Source organism: Paraliobacillus sp. PM-2, assembly GCF_001368815.1.
GTDB lineage: Bacteria > Bacillota > Bacilli > Bacillales > Amphibacillaceae > Paraliobacillus.
Genome location: NZ_CTEI01000001.1, coordinates 841,458 through 863,184, shown reverse-complemented (window position 1 = coordinate 863,184; position 21,727 = coordinate 841,458). Strand labels below are relative to the sequence as shown.

General features: G+C 34.5%; 24 protein-coding genes and 2 riboswitches. Of the genes, 5 read left to right on the top strand and 19 right to left on the bottom strand.

What is annotated here, in order from left to right; genetic code table 11:
- The first annotated feature begins 163 nt into the window (after positions 1–163).
- On the top strand, positions 164–1,126 hold the full coding sequence (locus BN1058_RS03900; RefSeq protein ID WP_090853141.1) for a M23 family metallopeptidase: 963 nt from the start codon (positions 164–166) through the stop codon (positions 1,124–1,126).
- A gap of 145 nt (positions 1,127–1,271) precedes the next feature.
- On the opposite strand, the gene BN1058_RS14145 is transcribed toward BN1058_RS03900, so the two are convergent.
- From BN1058_RS14145 to sufC, 11 genes are all read right to left on the bottom strand, one after another.
- Positions 1,272–1,370 carry a MetS family NSS transporter small subunit gene (locus tag BN1058_RS14145; RefSeq protein WP_141652112.1) on the bottom strand — a complete coding sequence of 33 codons (99 nt, stop codon included), beginning with the start codon at positions 1,368–1,370 and terminating at the stop codon, positions 1,272–1,274.
- A 20-nt stretch (positions 1,371–1,390) separates the two neighbouring features.
- Entirely contained in the window at positions 1,391–2,872 is a 1,482-nt protein-coding gene (locus BN1058_RS03895) for a sodium-dependent transporter (protein WP_090853138.1), read from the bottom strand.
- A gap of 237 nt (positions 2,873–3,109) precedes the next feature.
- On the bottom strand, positions 3,110–4,666 hold the full coding sequence (locus tag BN1058_RS03890) for a Na+/H+ antiporter NhaC family protein (protein WP_090853135.1): 1,557 nt from the start codon (positions 4,664–4,666) through the stop codon (positions 3,110–3,112).
- Positions 4,667–4,813: 147 nt separating this feature from the next.
- Positions 4,814–4,990: riboswitch (Lysine riboswitch) on the bottom strand.
- A 54-nt stretch (positions 4,991–5,044) separates the two neighbouring features.
- A complete protein-coding gene (gene yunB, locus BN1058_RS03885; protein WP_255306980.1) occupies positions 5,045–5,824 on the bottom strand; it encodes a sporulation protein YunB in 780 nt (259 codons plus the stop codon).
- Positions 5,825–5,885: 61 nt separating this feature from the next.
- Complete coding sequence (locus BN1058_RS03880; protein ID WP_090853132.1) at positions 5,886–6,965, bottom strand: HD-GYP domain-containing protein; 1,080 nt, start codon at positions 6,963–6,965, stop codon at positions 5,886–5,888.
- A 101-nt stretch (positions 6,966–7,066) separates the two neighbouring features.
- Positions 7,067–8,467 (bottom strand): bifunctional metallophosphatase/5'-nucleotidase, encoded by a 1,401-nt coding sequence (locus BN1058_RS03875; RefSeq protein ID WP_090853129.1) that lies wholly within the window; start codon positions 8,465–8,467, stop codon positions 7,067–7,069.
- A gap of 165 nt (positions 8,468–8,632) precedes the next feature.
- On the bottom strand, positions 8,633–10,030 hold the full coding sequence (gene sufB / locus BN1058_RS03870; RefSeq protein WP_090853126.1) for a Fe-S cluster assembly protein SufB: 1,398 nt from the start codon (positions 10,028–10,030) through the stop codon (positions 8,633–8,635).
- 21 nt (positions 10,031–10,051) lie between these two features.
- Positions 10,052–10,486: a Fe-S cluster assembly sulfur transfer protein SufU gene (gene sufU / locus BN1058_RS03865; RefSeq protein WP_090853124.1), complete on the bottom strand. Its 435-nt coding sequence runs from the start codon at positions 10,484–10,486 to the stop codon at positions 10,052–10,054.
- The gene (locus BN1058_RS03860; RefSeq protein ID WP_090853121.1) at positions 10,476–11,696 is read right to left on the bottom strand and encodes a cysteine desulfurase; all 1,221 of its coding nucleotides are present in this window, start codon (positions 11,694–11,696) and stop codon (positions 10,476–10,478) included. Before BN1058_RS03860 ends, sufU begins: the two co-directional genes overlap by 11 nt.
- Positions 11,696–13,000, bottom strand: coding sequence for a Fe-S cluster assembly protein SufD (sufD, locus tag BN1058_RS03855; RefSeq protein ID WP_090853118.1), 1,305 nt, complete (start codon positions 12,998–13,000; stop codon positions 11,696–11,698). Before sufD ends, BN1058_RS03860 begins: the two co-directional genes overlap by 1 nt.
- Before the next feature lie 22 nt (positions 13,001–13,022).
- Positions 13,023–13,808 carry a Fe-S cluster assembly ATPase SufC gene (gene sufC, locus BN1058_RS03850; RefSeq protein ID WP_090853115.1) on the bottom strand — a complete coding sequence of 262 codons (786 nt, stop codon included), beginning with the start codon at positions 13,806–13,808 and terminating at the stop codon, positions 13,023–13,025.
- A gap of 365 nt (positions 13,809–14,173) precedes the next feature.
- On the opposite strand from sufC, the gene BN1058_RS03845 reads away from it, so the two are divergent.
- Positions 14,174–15,325 (top strand): MFS transporter, encoded by a 1,152-nt coding sequence (locus BN1058_RS03845; protein WP_090853109.1) that lies wholly within the window; start codon positions 14,174–14,176, stop codon positions 15,323–15,325.
- A gap of 117 nt (positions 15,326–15,442) precedes the next feature.
- Here the strand turns inward: BN1058_RS03845 and BN1058_RS03840 are convergent, their stop codons facing one another.
- From BN1058_RS03840 to BN1058_RS03825, 4 genes are all read right to left on the bottom strand, one after another.
- The gene (locus tag BN1058_RS03840; protein WP_090853106.1) at positions 15,443–15,628 is read right to left on the bottom strand and encodes a hypothetical protein; all 186 of its coding nucleotides are present in this window, start codon (positions 15,626–15,628) and stop codon (positions 15,443–15,445) included.
- A 191-nt stretch (positions 15,629–15,819) separates the two neighbouring features.
- A complete protein-coding gene (locus BN1058_RS03835; RefSeq protein ID WP_090853103.1) occupies positions 15,820–16,656 on the bottom strand; it encodes a MetQ/NlpA family ABC transporter substrate-binding protein in 837 nt (278 codons plus the stop codon).
- A 63-nt stretch (positions 16,657–16,719) separates the two neighbouring features.
- Positions 16,720–17,388 carry a methionine ABC transporter permease gene (locus BN1058_RS03830; protein WP_090853100.1) on the bottom strand — a complete coding sequence of 223 codons (669 nt, stop codon included), beginning with the start codon at positions 17,386–17,388 and terminating at the stop codon, positions 16,720–16,722.
- Complete coding sequence (locus BN1058_RS03825; protein ID WP_090853097.1) at positions 17,381–18,406, bottom strand: methionine ABC transporter ATP-binding protein; 1,026 nt, start codon at positions 18,404–18,406, stop codon at positions 17,381–17,383. The genes BN1058_RS03830 and BN1058_RS03825 overlap by 8 nt, the downstream gene beginning before the upstream one ends.
- Before the next feature lie 158 nt (positions 18,407–18,564).
- Positions 18,565–18,679: riboswitch (SAM riboswitch) on the bottom strand.
- A gap of 180 nt (positions 18,680–18,859) precedes the next feature.
- Here BN1058_RS03825 and BN1058_RS03820 point away from each other — a divergent pair.
- Positions 18,860–19,273 carry a TlpA disulfide reductase family protein gene (locus BN1058_RS03820; RefSeq protein ID WP_090855967.1) on the top strand — a complete coding sequence of 138 codons (414 nt, stop codon included), beginning with the start codon at positions 18,860–18,862 and terminating at the stop codon, positions 19,271–19,273.
- Here the strand turns inward: BN1058_RS03820 and BN1058_RS03815 are convergent.
- From BN1058_RS03815 to BN1058_RS03800, 4 genes are all read right to left on the bottom strand, one after another.
- Entirely contained in the window at positions 19,268–19,579 is a 312-nt protein-coding gene (locus BN1058_RS03815) for a thioredoxin family protein (RefSeq protein ID WP_090853094.1), read from the bottom strand. The genes BN1058_RS03820 and BN1058_RS03815 overlap by 6 nt on opposite strands.
- Before the next feature lie 11 nt (positions 19,580–19,590).
- A complete protein-coding gene (locus tag BN1058_RS03810; RefSeq protein WP_176694437.1) occupies positions 19,591–19,953 on the bottom strand; it encodes a toprim domain-containing protein in 363 nt (120 codons plus the stop codon).
- Positions 19,954–20,053: 100 nt separating this feature from the next.
- A complete protein-coding gene (gcvH, locus tag BN1058_RS03805) occupies positions 20,054–20,440 on the bottom strand; it encodes a glycine cleavage system protein GcvH (protein WP_090853091.1) in 387 nt (128 codons plus the stop codon).
- 44 nt (positions 20,441–20,484) lie between these two features.
- Positions 20,485–20,841 (bottom strand): arsenate reductase family protein, encoded by a 357-nt coding sequence (locus BN1058_RS03800; RefSeq protein ID WP_090853088.1) that lies wholly within the window; start codon positions 20,839–20,841, stop codon positions 20,485–20,487.
- A gap of 179 nt (positions 20,842–21,020) precedes the next feature.
- Here BN1058_RS03800 and BN1058_RS03795 point away from each other — a divergent pair, with 179 nt between their 5' ends.
- On the top strand, positions 21,021–21,290 hold the full coding sequence (locus tag BN1058_RS03795; protein WP_090853085.1) for a hypothetical protein: 270 nt from the start codon (positions 21,021–21,023) through the stop codon (positions 21,288–21,290).
- A 17-nt stretch (positions 21,291–21,307) separates the two neighbouring features.
- Positions 21,308–21,628, top strand: coding sequence for a spore coat protein (locus BN1058_RS03790; protein WP_090853083.1), 321 nt, complete (start codon positions 21,308–21,310; stop codon positions 21,626–21,628).
- Positions 21,629–21,727 lie beyond the last annotated feature (99 nt).

The following is a 21,727-nucleotide window of genomic DNA, read 5'->3' as shown; positions in this document are numbered from 1 at the left end:
TATCATTAGTTTATCATAACAATGACTTGAAAAACTAGATGAATGATCAAAGTTCTTCCAACACAACATGACAATAAGAATAATGGATTTTTTTAACATTTATCATTTTTTTCTTCTTGTACACACTAACCAATATATTGATTTGTATTAGGAGGTGATAAGTATGTTTAAAAAAATAATACTTATATTTTGTGTCATCTTCACTATTTTTATTTCCCAGGCAATAGCTAAAGAAAAAGAACCACAAGCTCATACAGATGAAATGGCTCTATATAAAAAAACAGAAGCTCTAACACAAATACCTTGGTATTACCTAGCGGCAATTAACCAATATGAATCAAACATAGAAAAGAATGCCTCTGAAAATAGATTGATTTCGATTAATATCCCAGAGAAGCTTTGGTTTGGCGTTAGCAACCCTAACCATATTACAAATACGAATATCATTCAGATTAGTAATGGGATCGGAGAAGACGGAAATGGGGACGGACTAGCTGATCCTACTAATGATGAAGATGTGCTTTACAGTATGGCAAACTATATAAAACGTTATGGAGTAATAGAACAGGATATCAAAATTGCATTGTGGAACTACTATAAACGGGCACTTACTGTTCAATCGATTGAACAAATTGCTGACGTATATAAAACCTTTGGTACAATCAATCTCGAAGATAGTGACTTTCCTATTCCATTACAACATAACTATAGCTATAGAAGTACGTGGGGAGATGCGCGAGGATTTGGTGGGAGAAGAATTCATGAAGGAACAGACATTTTTGCCAATTACGGCACGCCAATAAAAGCGAGTCGTTATGGTGTTGTTGAAATTGTAGGTTGGAATCGATTTGGTGGTTGGCGAATTGGGATTAGAGACATTTATAATAATTATCATTATTATGCTCATTTAAATGGTTTTAAAGATGGACTATCCGTAGGTGATGTGGTAAAACCAGGAGATGTTATAGGTTCCGTTGGTGCATCCGGATATGGACCGCCTGGAACTTCTGGAAAATTCCCACCACACTTACATTATGGCATGTATAAAGATAATGGATATAGTGAATGGGCTTTTGATCCTTATCCCTACTTAAAAAGATGGGAACAAAAGGCAAAAAATAAATAGAGAAGCGAAGCCAAAACTAATTAGTTCATAAAAATATCCGAACGATTGATTTGAATAATCGTTCGGATATTTCATTCCTATTTTACTACCGAGCCGGCACATTATTTCACTTATCGCAGCCGGCACCAACTGTATATTTTTTTATTTATTTGGATTTAATCACTGCATAGGTAATGCTTGCAGCTAATCCTCCCCAAATAATAACTGCTCCTATAATAAACATCGCAATTGCAGCACTTGACATGTCATATTCACACCTTTCATCTACTCATTGTCTTTTTTATTCGGCCACCTCTTCATTGTCATCAATGCACCAAAGAACATGGCACCTAAAGCAACTAACCAACCAAAGTTAAATAAAAATTCATATGGATAACCTGCATAATTTTCTTCTAAATCAGTACTTAAATTTTGTAGCATCATAAAGCCTAATACCAGTGGTGTAATGAAACTTAGACAAAATCTCCACCATGTTCCTAACTTTATATCAGAAACATCATTCGCATAGCTTTGCAAATCCTTTAATGAACGTGCAAACCATGCAATAGCTACTACTTCAAACAATCCAGCTAAAGCAACACCATAATTATTAATATAATAATCAACTGTATCTAACAAGTTAAGTCCACCTTGATTTGCATAAAACAAAGATACAATTGCTGCAAGTCCGCCACCGATTGTAACAGCAACACCACGAGATACATTAAATTTCTCTTGAATACCTGCAATATATGTTTCTGAAATAGAAATCAATGAAGATAATCCAGCTAACAACAAGGTTGAAAAGAATAATACGCCAAATAGTCCTGAAGCAGGCATTTGACTAATAATCTCAGGAAATACCATAAATGCTAGACCAACGCCACTATCAGCCACATCAGCTACTGCTTGATCTGTTTGTGATGCCATAAATCCTAATGCTGCAAAAATACCAATTCCAGCTAGTAATTCAAATGATGAGTTTGCTAAACCAGTAATAAACGCATTATTTGTAATATCAGATTTCTTAGGTAAATAAGATGAATAAGTAATCATAATCGCGAATGCAATAGATAAGCTAAAGAATATTTGTCCGTAAGCCGCTACCCAAACCGATCCATCCCAAATGGTAGACCAATCAGGTGCAAAGAATGCCTCTAAACCATCTAATGCCCCTGGAAGTGTTACAGCACGTATAACAATAATAATAAATATAATAGCTAATAACGGAATAAAGATTTTATTTGCTGCTTCGATTCCTTTTTTAACTCCTAAACCAAGAATGACAAAAACAATTAGCCAAATCGCCAATAGTGGAAACAGAACAGATGGAACCATGGAACCAAATGTTCCAGCTTCAGAGACTTGTAAAAAGTCACCCACGAAAAATCCTGTTGGATCATCTCCCCAACTCTGACTAAATGAAAAGTATGCATACATTGCTGCCCAAGCAACAATAATTGGATAATAGGTTGATATAATAAACGAAATAGCAACTTGCCACCAACCAAGCCACTCCATTCCTTTACTTATTCGTTTAAACGAACGTGGGGCTGAACTACGATATTTGTGCCCAATTGTATATTCCATAATTAATAACGGTATCCCTGCTGTTATTAGTGCAAATAAATATGGAAGGAAAAAAGCACCTCCACCATTTTCATAAGCTGTAGCTGGGAACCGCCAAATATTTCCTAAACCAATAGCAGACCCCATCGCCGCAAGTAAGAACCCTATACGCGTTCCCCATTGTGAACGATTTTCCATAAATAACTCCCCTTTCAACTACTACATCCCTAAAAATATTAATTGTTTTAAATTTTCTGAAAATAATTGTAAACAGAAAACTACATGGAATGTTTTAAATTTTTATTTTTTTCTGATATTTATTGATTATAACGAGACCGTCTACACATGTCAAAGGGTTAATTGTGACTATTTTGTGCATATTTTTAAGAAACTAAATAAGCTGTCCAAAATACTTGTTTCGGACAGCCCATTTTCCTATGTTCGTTTCTTTTTAACAATAGATCCAAGTGTGAATAACAAGACTACCATAGTAATAATAGTAGCTAGTAGTGCAACAAAAGTTTGATGAGTAAAACCATAAATAACATAACCTATCCCTGCTGCTAGAGCACTTAACAATGCATATGGTATTTGTGTTAATACGTGATCAATATGATTAGAACCAGCACCCGTGGAAGAAAGAATCGATGTATCAGAAATTGGTGAACAATGATCACCAAAAACAGATCCAGCCAAAACAGCAGCCATTGCAGGTAGCACTAAATCAATATCGTAAGCAAAAGCAATTTGTGCCGCTATAGGCAGCATAATACCAAATGTTCCCCAAGAGGTTCCTGTAGATAAAGCCATAAACCCAGCAACAAGAAATAACAGTAAGGCTAAATAATCTGTATTAAATGACAGACGCTCAACAACTTCAGCTAAATAAGCACCAGTACCGATCAAATCAATAATAGATCCAATCATCCATGCAAGAATTAATATATATATAGCCGGTAGCATGGATTTTATACCTTCTTTAAATATTAATAAAGTAGTTGAACTTGAACTACCTTGCATTAAGCTAAGACATAGAGAAATAAGCACAGCTGCTAATCCACCTATAAATAAAGATAGATTTACATCTGTATTCGCAAACAAGGTAAAAATAGTTACCTGACCTTCTGTAGCAAGATAACCAGTTATTAACATTACAATAACTGTTATAAGTACTAACGTACCTATAGGTAATAACAAATGACGCATCTTACCATTCTTATGTGGAGTTAATTCAGATTGTAAATCTCCAGCAATATTTCCTTTCGTCTTATCATACAATTCACCTGTAGAAATAGCTGTCTCTTCATGTTTTCGCATTAGACCAAAATTAAAGTTGAACAGAGCAACTATAAAAACAGATATAATGGCTGCAAATGCATAAAAGTTAAGAGGAACCATTCGAACAAATGCTTCAAGTGGTTGAAATGCTGTTATTTCAGCTGCAGCAAAAATAGATCCTAATGTTCCAATAATATAGGCACCCCAACTCGAAATTGGAGTAATAACCGTAATAGGTGCTGAGGTTGAATCAATAATATACGCCAATTTTGCACGTGATATTTTAAAACGATCGGTCACCGGTCGTGCTACCTGTCCCACTGCTAAACTATTAAAATAGTCATCGATAAATATAAGAATACCTAGTACAGATGGAATCAGTTGTGCGCCTCTTCTAGTCTTCACACGACGTATCGCCCACTCTCCAAATGCTTTACTGCCACCGGACGCTGTCATAAATGCTGTTGTAATACCCAATAACAATAAAAATCCTAATAAGTACAAATTACTGAAATTCCAACCCTCATCAATGACATAAAAGATATCCCGGAAAACAATCCATATTTGCTTTAAACTAGCAAATATATTAAATTCATGTAATAAAAGTGCACCAACAATAATACCCGTACCTAATGATAAGAGGATTTTCCTTGTTAATAGTACAAGAATAAGCATTAGAATAGCAGGAATTAATGAATAAATTGTTGCTTCCACAGTGTTACCTCCTCAAATGTATTAAAAAGAACATCCCCCTATTAATCTGTTTTTCTGTTTGTACATAAAAAAACAGTAATAGAAATAAACCTATTACTGTTTTTGCATAATTTATAACAAATGGTAGTTCGTTAAATTATCCTTGATTCGATCAACAGCTCATCACGTGAAAGACATGACAGTATATCTCTTATTCAAAGATATACCAGTAAGGAAGCGCTGACAAACGCTGAAACCCACTTCGGCAATATAACCCTTTCCACTATTATCTGCGTAGTCAACTCCAATAGTGTACTATTTTTATATTGCGCCTCTATCTCATCGATCCGATAAGGTTACTTATTCTTTTTTCTCAAACATTTTACCAAGATCAATGGATTATTGCAAGGGGTTTAACGGGATGGACAAATTTGGTTCTGATTCACTATTAGGATAATACTGTGGCACATCACCATTATATCCACCACTACCTATTGGAATATTTTGCTGAATATGTGCTGTTTTCGTACCAAAAGGTATAATGGTTCTTATTTCTACTTCAATGTGGACAGTCGGCTCTATGTGTACACTATTTATTTTTACTCCGGTCACTTTTGTCTCCACTTCTGTGCTAACATAGCCTACTAGTTCAAGATTAACAGGTATCTTAGGACCTAGGTTTGCTAATAACGGCAAATTAAGCACTTGACCCAAGGGAATTTCAATTAGATTTGATTTTTGCTGAATCGTTTCTAAATTGGTTTGCTCTTGCTCTTCAATATCTACATCTAAAGGAGCACTTGTATCTGGGACAATCCCTTGCTCTAATTGATGAATAAAATTCTCTACACGATATTGAATATTCCGCTGTACACGGTTCTCCATGGCTGCATTAATGTGATAGCTAACTACTCGTCCGTCATTATCATATTGAAACTCAATTAATTCCTCTACTTGTAAATCTTCATTTAATTTTTTATTGACAGCAATGCCCATTGCCATATTTGCATATTGTTTATTTTTTGTTTCAGCAATTTCTAGCAATACAGGCTTGATTCCTCGATTTACAATAATTAGACTAACGAATGTAATGATGACAAACAGTATAGCCGTTAAAAAAAATAATTGACGAATAGCAGGTGGTTTTCGATAACGTTTTATCCGTGTTTTTTTCCACACAAAAATCCCCCCTATTAGAGCATATGCACTATATTAGAGAGGTAGTCATTTTAAACTTAATTTAGAGAGCATAATCAACGACTGTAAGATCAAGTTCTTTCGCCAAATCGAGATCATATGGTGTAACACTTTCACCTTGCTCTTTTATTACACGAACGATAGGTCTTTCATATAATTGATGATTTTGTTTTACTACAATGGCAATTCGGTTGTCACTTAGACATATGGTTGATCCATTTGGAAAGACCGCAATTGTATTTTTAAATGTACGTACTAGTTCTGGATCAAAAAGTGAACCGCTTCCTGCATACAATAATTCTAAGCCTTCATGAGGAAGCATCGCGTCACGATAAACACGATTACTTGTTACAGCATCAAACACATCAGCAACTGCTAAGATTTTCCCAAACGGATGAATATCTTTATGGGTAATTCCTCTTGGATACCCTGATCCATCTAACCTTTCATGATGCTGATAAGCACAATGCGCCACTAATAATGGAAAATTAGTAGACTGTCGTAGGTAATCAAACCCTTTTTCAGTATGTTTTTTAACCATTTCAAACTCCTGGTCATTTAATTTTCCGGTTTTATTTAAAATTTCTTCTGATATAAACATTTTGCCAACATCATGTAACATTGCACCTAAACCTAATTGGCGAATTTGTTTAGCAGAAAGCTTCAATTCTGTAGCGAGCGCTAATGCATACATAGTTACATTAACCGAATGAGAAAATACATAATCATCGCTAATTAAGATATGAGACATGACGGTTAAAACCTCTTGGTCATCTTTTAATTGATGGATCATCGAATCGACAACTTTTGCCATGCTCTCATTCGTTTTGTCTATCAGATATACTTTTTTACCAAAACCATTATGTTGATAAGTTGCAAATGACTGTTTTACTGTTTGAATCGCTTCAATGCGTAATTCATCTGAAATTGGAGAAGGAACAAGAATATCCTCTGTCACTTCATCTTTTATATAAACATAGGTAATACCCATATCCTGTAAACGACGAATCATTCCATCCGTTAAATTTACATTCTTTTGTATTAATGCTTTTCCTTTGTCATTGTATATTGGTTTAGCTAATTCTGAGCCTTCTTTAATCGATTTTGTTGCGACTAATCTCATAATGTTCTCCTAACTCAAAGCTATGATCTAACTCAACTATCACAAATAGTAACAAATTTTTCTACAATTATCTACAATTTTTCTGGATAATCTGTGACTTTTTAATCAGTACAGTAATATTTTACTAATGTTTTGATTAAGAGATCTCGAATAAATTCTGGCATAAAAAATTGTTTTGATGTTGATCGAGCGATTTGTGGTGAAAGATGCCCAAAAGTAAACATATCTGCTGTTGCCAAATAATAGATTTTATTCATAATAAGTGGTTGTTGATTATGCATCACAGACGTCACTTGTTCATTTCCATCACTGTCTCTATTTGATTTAATCTCTAGTCCTGAAAAGACCATTTTTCCAATAACTTTTCCACGAAATCCATAGCCTTGAACTTCTAAATTCATAAACCGCTTAGTTAAGACTTCTCGAATAACTTCCAATAATTCCTGGCCAGTGATTGTCACAACACATGGATTAATCGGATGAGGACAAATTCGATGAATATCAGCATAGTTAACTACACCTTTTGGTAAAGAATTAAGTAACAAACCCGCGTTTAACATTGCAAAATCAGCTTTTGTCCAATCAAGTAGTATATCCGTCAACTGCTGCATGATTAGTGAAGTTTTATACCACTCGATGTTTAGCGAGTTCGCCAGAGTTGCTATTGGCTGATTTAATAATGTAGTAGAACGTTTTGTTTGTTCGCTAATTAGTTGCTTTGATTCCTTATCCTCTGAAAAGTGATCAATCTGCGTTGCATATGCTTGTTTATTGATCAGTTTATTTTGATCATGATCCCATGTCAGAATAACCTCTCCAACATAATGACCATATTTCCCAGCAGCAGTTAAGATAGATTTATTTATTATTTCACCATTTCGAAACAAATGATGCGTATGTCCACCAATAATCACATCAATCATTGGATAAGAGGTTGCTATTCGTTCATCATCATTTATTCCAAGGTGAGACAATAATACAATAATATCCGCTTTTTGGGTTAGTTGTTCTATTTCTCGATCTAATGCGGCAAATGGGTCTTCTATTGTCCAATGAAGCGGTTCATAAAATGCGTAAAATGGGGCAGTTAGGCCAATTATCCCAATCGTCAATCCAGAATTTGTCTCGCGATAGGTTGTAGAATGGAGCCAATTAGGATTATTCCCATCACTACTATGAATATTTGCACAAACAACTGAAAAATTAGCATCATCATATAGATGATATAGGCTATCATGATCTAGTGTAATGCCTTCATTATTTCCTATTGTAACTACATCATAATTTGCTTCATTAAGTAAAGCTACATTCCCTTGCCCTAACAATGCTTCAGATACGGGGTGTACGCGATCAATATGGTCACCATTATCTAATAAAATCATGTGTTGATTGTCTCTCAATCGTTGTGCTTGTTTTTCTTTTAAAAAAGAAACAATTTTTGGCCAATTATTAAAATAGCTATGTAAATCACTTGTATAATATAGAAATAACTGTTCTTCCATTTATTAAAACCCCTTTGATAGATCCACTTTCTAAAACAACTAAAATGCGCTAATTATCATTATATTTTAACACTTTTTCTCTCGAAAACGAAAAAGTATTCCGCATGATTTACTAGAAAGAAAAGAGCCCGATGATGATCGGGCTCAATTGCTCATTATAATTTATTAACCGATAGAACCTTCCATTTCAAAGCTAATTAGACGGTTCATTTCTACTGCATACTCCATTGGAAGTTCTTTTGTAAATGGTTCAATGAATCCCATTACAATCATCTCAGTTGCTTCTTCCTCAGAAATACCACGACTCATTAGATAGAACAATTGCTCTTCTGAGACTTTAGAAACTTTTGCTTCATGCTCCAATGAAATATTTTCATTGTAAATTTCATTGTATGGTATGGTATCTGAAGTTGATTTGTTATCCATAATTAACGTATCACACTCTATATTTGAACGTGCTCCATCTGCTTTACGTCCAAAATGAACAATTCCACGATAAGTTACTTTACCACCATGTTTGGAAATAGATTTTGAAACAATCGTAGAAGACGTATTTGGTGCTAGATGGTACATTTTAGCACCGGCATCTTGATGTTGTCCTTTACCTGCTAGTGCAATGGATAAGGTCATACCTCGTGCACCTTCGCCTTTTAGGATAACAGAAGGATACTTCATCGTTAGTTTTGAACCTATGTTCCCATCAATCCACTCCATTGTTGCATTGGCTTCACAAGTTGCACGCTTGGTTACAAGGTTATACACATTGTTCGCCCAATTCTGAATGGTTGTATAACGACAATATGCATCTTTCTTTACGAAAATCTCAACAACCGCACTGTGTAATGAATTCGTTGTATACGTTGGAGCTGTACACCCTTCAACATAATGCACTGACGCACCCTCATCAACAATGATCAACGTACGTTCAAACTGCCCCATATTCTCTGAGTTAATTCTGAAATATGCTTGCAATGGTGTATCTGCTTTTACCCCTTTTGGAACATAGATAAATGATCCACCAGACCAAACCGCAGAGTTTAATGCTGCAAATTTATTATCAGCTGATGGAATAACTTTACCAAAATACTGCTTAAATAAATCTTCATTTTCCTTTAATGCAGTATCTGTATCTTTAAAGACAATACCTAATTTCTCTAAATCTTCCTTTAAATTATGATATACCACTTCAGATTCATACTGAGCAGAAACACCAGCTAAATATTTTTGTTCTGCTTCTGGTATACCTAATTTATCAAACGTTTGTTTGATTTCATCTGGTACTTCATCCCAAGAACGCTCTGAACGTTCAGATGGCTTAACATAATAGGTGATCTCATCAAAATCTAATTCTGAAAGATCGCCGCCCCACTGTGGCATTGGTTGTTTATAAAACTGCTCTAATGCCTTCAAACGATAATCAAGCATCCATTGGGGCTCTTCTTTCATATGTGAAATTTCTTCTACTACTTTTTTCGTTAGTCCTTTTTCTGTACGAAAAACAGAAACATCACGGTCATGAAAGCCATATTTATATTCTCCAACTTCAGGTGCCTTTTTAGCCATTCTCCAATCCCTCCTATTTAATTATTCTTTATCTATCCCTTTTTCCATTGCTTTCCAAGATAAGGTTGCACATTTGATTCTAGCAGGAAATTTCGCTACACCCTGTAATGCCTCTATATCTCCTAACTCCATATCACTTGTGTCTACCTCTTTTCCTAACATCATGTCAGAAAAAGTTTCGGACATTTTCAACGCTTCTTTTGTTGATTTGCCCTTTACCGCTTGTGTCATCATAGAAGCAGATGACAGGCTAATTGAACAACCTTCTCCTTCAAATTTTGCATCTTTTACGATGTCATCATCTACTAATAAATGAAGCTGAATTCGATCCCCACAAGTGGGATTGTTCATATCAATCGTTAGCGATTCTTCATCAAAAGAGCCTCGGTTGCGTGGATTTTTGTAATGATCCATAATTACCTGTCTATATAGTGTATCTAAGTTATCAAAAGACATCACCAAAAAACTCCTTTGCTCTTTGTAAAGCCGATATTAATCGATCAACATCATCTGTTGTATTATATAGATAGAAACTTGCTCTTGCTGTTGCAGTAACTTGTAACCATTTCATTAACGGTTGAGCACAATGGTGTCCAGCTCGAACTGCAACACCTTCGGCATCAAGTACAGTTGCTGTATCATGAGGATGTACATCTACTAAATTAAATGTGATTAATCCTGCACGTTTTTCTGGGCCATATATATCTATTCCATCAATAGTCGCTAATTGTTGCATAGCATAGGTAACAAGTTTTGATTCATGTTCCGTAATGTTATCCATTCCAATGGTATTTAGAAAATCAATGGCCGCTCCTAAGCCGATAGCTCCTGCTATAATTGGTGTTCCACCTTCAAATTTCCAAGGGAGCTCTTTCCAAGTAGAATCATATAAATCTACGAAATCAATCATCTCTCCACCAAATTCAACAGGTTCCATTTCTTCTAATAATGCTTTCTTTCCATAGAGTACACCTATGCCAGTAGGTGCACACATTTTGTGTCCAGAAAAAGCATAAAAGTCACAATCTAATGCTTGCACATCAACTTTCATATGAGGAACCGCTTGTGCACCATCAACAACCATAATCGCTCCATGATCATGGGCAATTTTTGCCACTTCTTTGATTGGATTAATGGTTCCTAATACGTTTGAAACATGAGTCATTGCTACAATTTTTGTATTGGATGTAATCGTTGCTTGAACATCTTCCATTGTAATCGTTCCATCCGACTGTAATGGGATGTATTTTAATGTTGCACCAGTTGTTTTTGCAACTTGTTGCCACGGGATGATATTACTATGATGCTCCATTGGTGTTAAAACAATTTCATCACCATCAGAAAGATTCGCATTCCCATAACTATATGCAATCGTATTAATAGCGGTCGTTGTGCCTCGCGTGAAAATAATTTCTTCTGTTGATTGAGCATGAACAAATGCTCTGACTTTTTCTCTCGCACCCTCATACTGATCCGTTGCGCGTGTACCTAAAGTATGAACACCACGATGAACGTTTGAATTATTCAGTCGGTAATAGGAGTTGACCGCTTCTATTACCGGAGTAGGTTTTTGCGAAGTTGCTGATGAGTCCAAATAAACTAAAGGCTTTCCATTTACCTGTTGATCTAAGATTGGGAATTCCGAACGGATTGCTTTTATATCCATTAGTAGACTTTCCTCTCAATGACATCTGTTAATTGTTCTCTTACGGCTTTAATTGGAATCTCATTTACAACAGGCGCTAAGAAACCATGAATGATTAAACGCTCTGCTTCTTGCTTGGAGATACCTCTACTCATAAGATAATATAATTGAATTGGATCCACTCTGCCAACAGATGCAGCGTGGCCAGCAGTTACATCATCTTCATCAATTAACAGAATTGGATTTGCATCTCCTCGAGCATGTTTACTTAACATTAATACACGAGATTCTTGTTCGGCATTTGCTTTTGTACCACCATGCTCAATTTTACCAATACCATTAAAGATAGCAGACGCACTGTCTTTCATTACACCATGTTGTAAAATAAGTCCGTTCGATTGTTTACCATAATTCACAATTTTCGCAGTGAAATTCTGTGTCTGATCACCACGACCTACAGAAACTGCTTTTGCATAGGAAGATGAATGGTCCCCAACTAAATGAGTAATATTTTCCGATACAGTATTACCATCATTCATTTGGCCTAAAGCCCAATCGATCTTAGCATCACGATAAGCTACACCACGTCGATTCATGTAAACTGTTGTACCCTGTGAAAAGTTATCAACAGAACCATATGAAATTGAAGCATTATTATAAGCAATAACTTCTGCTACAACATTTGCAACGGTTTGGTCATCTTTATTATGAGAGATATAGTTTTCGACATATGTTAATGAACTATTCTCTTCCGCTACAACAATAACATGATTAAATAATCCTAAGCTCGGATCCTCTTGCCAAAAAATCGCTTGTAATGGTTCTTCAATCACTACATTTTTTGGTACATACACAAACACGCCACCGTTCATTAATGCAGCATGTAATGCAGTTAAACGATGCTCATCAAATGAAACAGCATCTTTCATATAATAACGTTGCACAAGATCAGGATACTTTTCTAACGCAGAAAACATATCGGTAAGGATAACCCCTTTATCTATTAAATCCTGTGAAAGACGTTGATATGCTGTTGATTGATTTTTTAAAATAACGATATTACTTTCTTTTTCTTTTTCAACAAACACTTTTATATCCTCAGGCAAATCTTCAAGTGAATCAATAAATTCTCCATTTGCTTCATGATTAAAAGTAGAAAAATTCCACTTTGTTATATTCGTCTTATCTGGTTTTGGCATTTCTAATGTTTCAGTCAATTCTAAAGCTTGCAGTCGAAACTGCTTCATCCATTCCGGTTCGTTCTTTTTTGTAGAAAAAGCTTCAACATACTCTTTTTCATATGGTATTTTTGTTTGCACAGCCATCTAATCCCTCCTTACTGTACTGTTACGCGTTGTTTCCAACTGTTTCTTCTTCAATACCTAACTCTTTTTTAATCCAGTCATAACCTTCTGCCTCTAAACGTTGAGCTAGTTCTGGACCTCCAGATTTCACCACACGTCCTTGCATCATGACATGCACATAATCTGGTGTAATATAATCTAATAAACGCTGGTAGTGTGTAATAATTAAGCAACCAAATGATTCATTACGTAATTTATTGATTCCTTTGGATACCACTTTTAATGCATCAATATCTAAGCCAGAATCAATTTCGTCTAAGATACCAATTGCCGGTTTCAGCAACATTAATTGAAGAATTTCATTACGTTTTTTCTCACCGCCAGAGAAACCTTCATTCAAATAACGTTGTGCCATATTTTTATCCATTTCTAAATAATCCATTGCCTGGTCCATTTCTTTGATGAATTTCATCAATGGAATCTCATCGCCTTCTTCTCGGCGAGAATTAATGGAAGAACGTAAGAAGTCAGATGTAGTTACCCCACTAATTTCACTAGGGTATTGCATTGCTAAAAATAGACCTGCTTTGGCACGTTCATCTACTTCCATTTCTAGTACGTCTTCACCATCTAGAAGAATACTTCCACTTGTTACTTCGTATTTTGGATGACCCATAATCGCCGAAGCCAATGTAGACTTACCTGTTCCGTTTGGTCCCATTACTGCATGGAACTCTCCACCTTTAATTGTTAGGTTTACACCTTTTAATATTTCTTGACCTTCAATTTCAACATGAAGATCTTTAATTTCTAAAGTTGATCCAGCCATTTTGATACCTCCAACATTTAAATTTATAGGAAACTGAGTAAATAACATTGGTCATTATCAGTTTATTCTCATTACAATCTTATACTATTTCGAATCTATATTCAACAATTTCAGCCATTCTTCTAATGTATTTACAAACTTATTTGTTTATAAAATTGCTATGTATGAATCGTACCATAAATTAAATGCTATAATATACTTTTACAATCATGATTAGCTACCTATAAACACAATATCGTCAACATATTAATAGGCAATAATTCTTTATATCATTGGAAAGAAAAGACCATAACGAAGTACTTGACACTTCTTGATTATTAACTGCATATAGTACAATAGTCTATTCAATACCGAGGTGACAATATATGGCTAAAACTACTTCAACAGTTATTGTATTAATCTATTGTTCCGTTTTCGTTGCTAGTAGTATTTATGTATTAATCCCTCTCCAACCACTACTAGCAGAAAAATTTGATGTATCCCTACAAATTGCCTCGCTATCCAGCACACTTTTTGTCTTTCCTTACGCATTTGGATTAGTATTTTTTGGTCTAATAGCAGATCATTATCCATTACGAAACATTTTATTAATAGGAATGGCGTTGTTGACGATAACTACAGGCTTACTAGCTTTCAATCATTCACTGGAATATATATTTATTTTACGTGTGTTTCAAGGTTTTTTTGCAGCAAGCTTCGCACCAGTAACATTTTCCTATTGCTTCAAATACTTCACAGGTACACGACAAGCTTTTGCGATCGCCATGCTTAATACAGGTTTTTTGTTTGCTGGTGTATTTGGACAGTTGCTATCTGTATTTTTGAGTCAATCATATAGCTATTCAGGCGTATTTTTTGCCTTTTTTTTATTTTACTTAAGTTGTTTTATTGGTTTATCTCTTACATTAGAATCTAACCGTTTTATTAAAAAGAAGCTTACTAAAAATTTTTTTCCTATATTGATGGCATGTTGTCGTGATTTTACATTGCAAAAGCTATACAGTATTACTTTTTTTCTATTATTAACGATTATCCTCTTTTATGGTTCATTTGAAATATATTTATATCATGAGTGGTCCGATTTCCCTTATTCGCTACAGCTGCTTCGTTCCATCAGCTTAATTGGTATTTTACCTGCATTTTTCTCTAGTTTTTTTCTTAATCGATTCGGAGCAAAATACGTGCTGCAAGTACAGTTATGGATTATGGTGCTTGGTTTTATTCCAGCAAGTATTCATTTAAATGTTATCACTATTATTATTGCTTCATTTGCTATGATTGCGTCTACCTCTTTAAGCATTCCAATGATGGTCTTATTGATAGGAAAGCATGCCCAAATTTATCAATCGACTGCAGTATCACTATACTCTTTCGTTTTACTTATCGGAGCAAGTATTGGTTCTTTACTAGCACCCAGGCTTTTGTTTACAACCATCCTTTTTCTAATCCCTATGATATTTATCTGTTTACTGTTCATAGCTCGTTCTGTACCAAAACAACCAGACGATAATGAATAGTAAGTGTTTTGCATGCTCTTGTTTCATTTTATCTAAAATCGTTATGTGCTAACAAAAGTGAAAAAATCCCCCGTAACTTATTGCTACGAGGGAAATATCATTTATGTTATTCATTTTTTAACGATGTGTTTGTTGTTCCATTTCTGTTACTATTTTTAAGCCCTTTCTATGGCTTTTTTCTCTTTTACGCTCAATTTCTAATCGTTTTTCTAAATTCCTTCCATATTCAGCATAACCCACTCCGTGATTCTGCTGCATTGCTTTTTCCATTTCAGGCGTATAATTTAAAGCTAAATTGTCCATGGTTTAAAATAAACCCTTCCTTTCTTGATTTGACAATATTATTGTATCACTTAAGAAAAAATCTAACAAAAGACATGACAAATCATACGAAAGGATTTGGATTCACTTATATTCAAATGTAGTAAATAAAATAAGCATAGAGATAATACTTTCTATTTTCTATTGTTTTTTAGCTATTGCTACAATTATGCTTATTGAGCATTCACTGGTACAACTTCACCATTATATGTTTCTGTAATAAAGTTTTTAATTACATCTGATTGAAGTACTTCAACCAAAGCCAATAATGCTTCATTATTTTCATCTTCAGCACGTGCCGCAACAATATTTACGTAAGGAGAATCTGATCCCTCCACAAATAAAGAATCATCAATTGGAGATAGTCCTGCTTCAATTGCATAGTTTGTATTAATTGCGACTAATGCATCTTCTTCTCTTTCGTACATTTCCGGTAGAACGGCTGCATCAACATCAGCAGAGAATGTTAAATCTAAGGGATTTTCCACGATATCATCAATTGTTGCTTTTGCTTTATTTACGTTTTCATCTAATTTTATTAGACCTTGCGCTTCAAATAAGGCTAAAATACGTCCGTGGTCAGGTACAGATCGACTGATAATGACTTCTGTTCCTTCAGGAATAGCATCCACCGATGTAATATTTTTAGAATAAACAGCCATCGGCTCAATATGAATGCCACCTAAGTTTACAAAATCATAATCAAAATCTTCTACTTGTGATTCAAAATAAGGAATATGTTGAAAATAATTGGCATCTAGCTCGCCATTTGATAAATCTTCATTTGGTAAAATAAAATCTTGATATTCTGAAATAATTAAGTCAATATCTTTCTCTGCTAATAATGGCTTTGCTTGTTCTAATACCTCAGCATGCGGAACACTAGTTGCTCCAACTTTAATCGTTGTATTCCCTTCCCCTTCAGCTGCTGAATCACTATCTTCTGTTCCACAAGCAGCTAACACGACAGCAAAAAATCCGATAAACAATAATAGCAATACTTTTTTCATTTCGATTCTCCCCTTTAAGTTATAATTTTTTATATTTTTTCTTGTTTTGAACAAGATTAAATATTATCTTTTATCCAATTTATTCGTAAGTGCGTCACCAATAAATTGGAATACAAAAACAATAATTACAATTAAAATGGTACACATAAGTACGACATCATTTGCTCGACGTTGGAATCCATAGTAGTAAGCATAATCACCCAATCCACCGGCACCAATGATTCCAGCAACCGCTGTATAACCAATTAGAGCAATTGCGGTTACAGTCAAACCGGATACCAACGCTGGTGTTGATTCTTTTAAAAGCACTTTGAAAATAATGGTAGATGTTTTTGCACCCATTGACTTAGCTGCTTCAATTACTCCTTTATTCACTTCTCTCAAACCAATTTCTACCAACCTACCATAAAATGGTGCAGATCCGATAATCAATGCAGGTATTGCTGCATTTGGTCCACGAAGGGTTCCAATTAAGAAATCAGTAAATGGGAATAACAATAATATTAAAATAACGAATGGAATCGCGCGAAATACATTAACAATTGTAGCTACAACAAAATTAATACCTTTATTTTGCCAAATACCACCTGGTGACGTTAGATACAATAATAATCCTAGAATAATACCAAAAATAAATGTTCCTACTAATGCTAGTAAGGTCATATAAAATGTTTCAATCGTTGCTACTAACATATCTGACCATTCCACATTTGCAAAAAGTTGATTAAACATGCTCTTTCACCTCCACTTGAACAGATGTAGAGGTAATAAAGTCGATCGCTTTTTTTATTTCCTCATCATCTCCTGTAATTTGAACAAATAATGTCCCATACGCACCAGACTGTGTTTGTTTTACATTGCCGTGTAAGATGTTCAGTTCCACATCATATTTTTTTGCCACTTGACTGATGGTGGCCTGATTTGCTATCTCACCTACAAAATGCAAACGTAAAATTTTCCCTTGATCAATTTGCTTAAGTATGGTTTCATCTGTCAGTTCATCATCAGGTTTACCCATTACTTGCTCTACAAACTTTTTCGTAACCGCTTGTTGTGGATGTGAGAATACATCCATCACATTTCCTTGTTCAACAACACGACCATCCTCCATGACTGCAACACGATGACAGATTTTTTGGATGACATGCATTTCATGCGTAATTAAAATGATGGTTAAACCTAATTTTTCATTAATATCCACAAGTAATGAAAGAATCGAATCTGTTGTTTCAGGGTCTAACGCTGAGGTCGCTTCATCACATAAAAGAACTTTTGGATTATTTGCTAAAGCCCTTGCAATACCGACACGTTGCTTTTGACCTCCACTTAATTGGGAAGGATAAGCATCTTCTCGACCAGTTAATCCAACAAGACGTATTAATTCATCTACTCGTTCCAATCGTTCTGGTTTAGAAATTCCAGCTATCTCTAATGGAAACATAATATTTTCTCTTACAGTGCGTGACCATAATAAATTAAAATGCTGAAAAATCATACCTATTTCCTGCCTAGATAGACGTAGTTCATTTTTTGATAAAGCTGTAATTTCTTGATTATCAATTGTTACCTGCCCTGACGTAGGTTCCTCTAAGCGATTGATCAAACGAATAAAGGTACTTTTACCAGCTCCACTGTAACCAATAACACCGAATATTTCTCCTTTATCAATTGATAAGTCGAGGGCATTAACAGCCTGAATCGCCGTGCTATTCGTTTGAAACACTTTTGAAAGCTGTTTAATTTTAATCATTCTAATCCCACTTTCTTTTAAAAACTAATTTTTCGTAGTATCTTACTTGAATAGTGTGTTTCGAAAAGTTTGTGCTAATCTATTTATCCTCTCCTATAAAACAAAAAGTGTCTTTCTGTTAAAGAGAACAGAAAGACACTTGGTCTATATTATCTGTTCTCTCATCTGCCAAAGCAATTAATGCTCTGCAGGAATTGGCACCATTTTAAACAAAAACTGTTTAACGGTTGCCGGGCTTCATCGGGCCAGTCCCTCCACCTCTCTTGATAAGAGATTCAATACGTATTTTTTATTTTTTATTAATTGACATGTTAGCATGATATCCATAACGTGTCAATTGTTTTATTTGTTGAGAATAGAAAGGATTATCCTTTACAATATAATGTGATATAAGGTGTGCTTTTAAAAAATTACCGATATACAAGTATATATAAACAAGGAAGGTGTATGTTATTGCAATCAGCTAATTTTGTTTTACCCTACATTAATCAACCAGGTACTTTTACCCTCTCTGACTATAAGGGAAAGATTATTATTCTTACCTTTTGGGTATCTTGGTGTCCGGATTGTAGTACGGATTTGCCTAAAAAAGAACAGATATATCGCTCAATGAATGACAATAATATAGAAATGGTAACAATAAATGTGACCGAGAGAGAGCGTAGTCATACTGACGCAGAGAATTATACTGCAAAATTTCTATCTCAACCTACTTTAAAAGATAATGGTAGAGAAGTTTACGATTTTTTTCAATGTGAAGGGGTTCCAACTACTGTGATCATTAATCAACATGGTGAAATAGTTCGTACATTTGGTGAAAAAGATACAATTATGGAGATTATTGAAGCGATAGGAGCTATATTATAATTTGGAAAAGTGCTCCGTCCATAAGTTAGCTGTTTTCTCCATGTTCTTTAAAGAGTAAATTTTTTCATTGTCTCCACCAGGTAACTGGATGTATAAACATGGGACACTTTCAACTTTATTTTTTTGCATGAATGTTGGAAATAGCCCGGCATTCATTTCATAGAAAAGAAGATGATTTTTTTGATATTCTATTTTCTGAAGCATGCTTCTAGCTAATTGACAAGATCTACAAAACGGACTATAAATAAAAATCAATTGTTTAGATTGATTAATAATCTCCATATTCTCTTTCGTTATTTGTTTCATTTGTTACTCCTTTAAATAAGGTAAATAGGGTTTACTTTAATGTGCTTACTAACTAATGCAGTTGCAAGCTCTACTTCTGGGGTTGCAGCAACTTCGCGAAATGTTCTGTCTATATAAATATGCTTGGCATGTGGGAGTTCAATGGATAACTGTTTTCGAAGCTTATGACCAGCTTCATCCTCATCCACTAAGATAAACACATCACAATGATCTAACTCGTAATCATTAATTAATTGTTCCATTTTTTCAACACCCAATGTACCATTTGTACAAATGATTGTTATCGAGTCATTAACGATCTTTTTAATTTGCTTCTTATCTGTTAGACCCTCAACAATTAACACACGCTCCAATGCAATTGAGTCATTATTCATTAGGATTCCACCTTTTTACTGAAACGTAAACATCTATATCCCCATAGGTAATACATACAACACATCCCTTGTTACAAAACTGTACAAGGGATGGCTTTTTTTATTCCTCTTCTTCAATCATTTTTTGATATTGTTCGGCAGTCATTAGTTTTTCAATAGCACTAGTATTATCCGGTTCAACAACAATCATCCATGCTTTTTCATAAGGAGAATCATTGACAAACTCTGGACTATCATCTAATTCTTCATTCACTTCTAATACTTTGCCTGAAAGTGGAGCATATAATTCAGAAACAGTTTTTACTGACTCTACACTTCCAAATGGTTCATCTTCTTCAATCGTATCTCCTGCTTCCGGCAATTCAACAAAAACAATATCACCTAGTTCATCTTGTGCATGTTCGGTTATACCAATTCGAACGGTATCTCCTTCTACCTTCACCCATTCATGTTCTTTTGAGTAATGTAAATCCTTTGGAATATTCATCTGTAGACCTCCTGAAAAATGAATTCAATTAAAATTACTAAAACTTATTGCCAAGTTTGTTCAAATAATTCTTCTTTAAATCCTATCGTTACAAGTTTTCCATCCGTAGTAATTGGTCGCTTGATCAACATACCATCAGATGCTAGCCAGTTCAACTTTTCTTCATCTGTAGCTTCTGGTAGCTTATCTTTCAAACCAAGTTCACGATATTTCTTTCCACTTGTATTAAAAAATTTTTTTATTGGTAATCCACTGCGTTGTATAAGATGTTCTAATTCATCTTTTGTTGGTGGATTTTCAACAATATGTATCGCTTCATAGTGTATTTCATTTTGATCTAACCATTTTTTTGCTTTTTGACAAGTGCCACATTTCGGATAAGCATAAAAAGTTAAACGCATTGAAGTACCCCTCCTTTATTATTTTACATCATTGTAACTTGCATTCCAAATACTATCTTCTAGTATATAGAATTTGACATATGTTTGACTAGTCTTTTGCATGTTTAAGCGTTAATTACGTATAGTATTACAAAAGTTGCACAAATTACACCTGTAGCCTATTTTAAGGAGGTTTTTTTATGCAACAGCAAATAAATACCGGAAAAATGAATCAAGCCAATCAAGTCATGCAACAACCACCAACGATGGTAAGTTCAAAAGATTTATTATACCTAACTGATATGATGTCATGGAATTTAAATGCTACAAAGAAAGCACATTTTTTTGCTAATCAATGCAACATTCCTGAAATTAAATCTGCTTTAGAACAAGCTTGCCAAATGCACCAAAAACATTATCAAAAAATATTGCAACACACAAGTGTCCAACAAAACGGCATGCTACAGTAAAAGGAGGAAACCTTTCAATGAATCAGCAAAAAGTACAAAATCCAGAAACGCAAGTACAAAAAACACCAGAAATGAATGATCGTGACTTTCTTAATGATATGCTGTCAACTGAAAAATATATGACACAGTCTTATAGTACTGCGCTTAATGAAGCAAGTAATCAAGCGTTTTACCAAGATTTATTAGCAATCTTTAATGAAACACAAAACATGCAACGTACCATGTATAATTTAATGTTTAAGAATGGCTGGTATAGTCTAGATAAAGCTGATCAAAATAATATTCAGCAAACGAATCAGCAATTTAGTGGCTACACCAATCAATTTCCTGTACACTAATATCATTAACTTCTTTAGTAAAATGATTATTATATCCTTCATAAATAGCAGATATCAAAAAAAGGCGTACCATTTATAAAAATGTACGCCTTTTTCTTA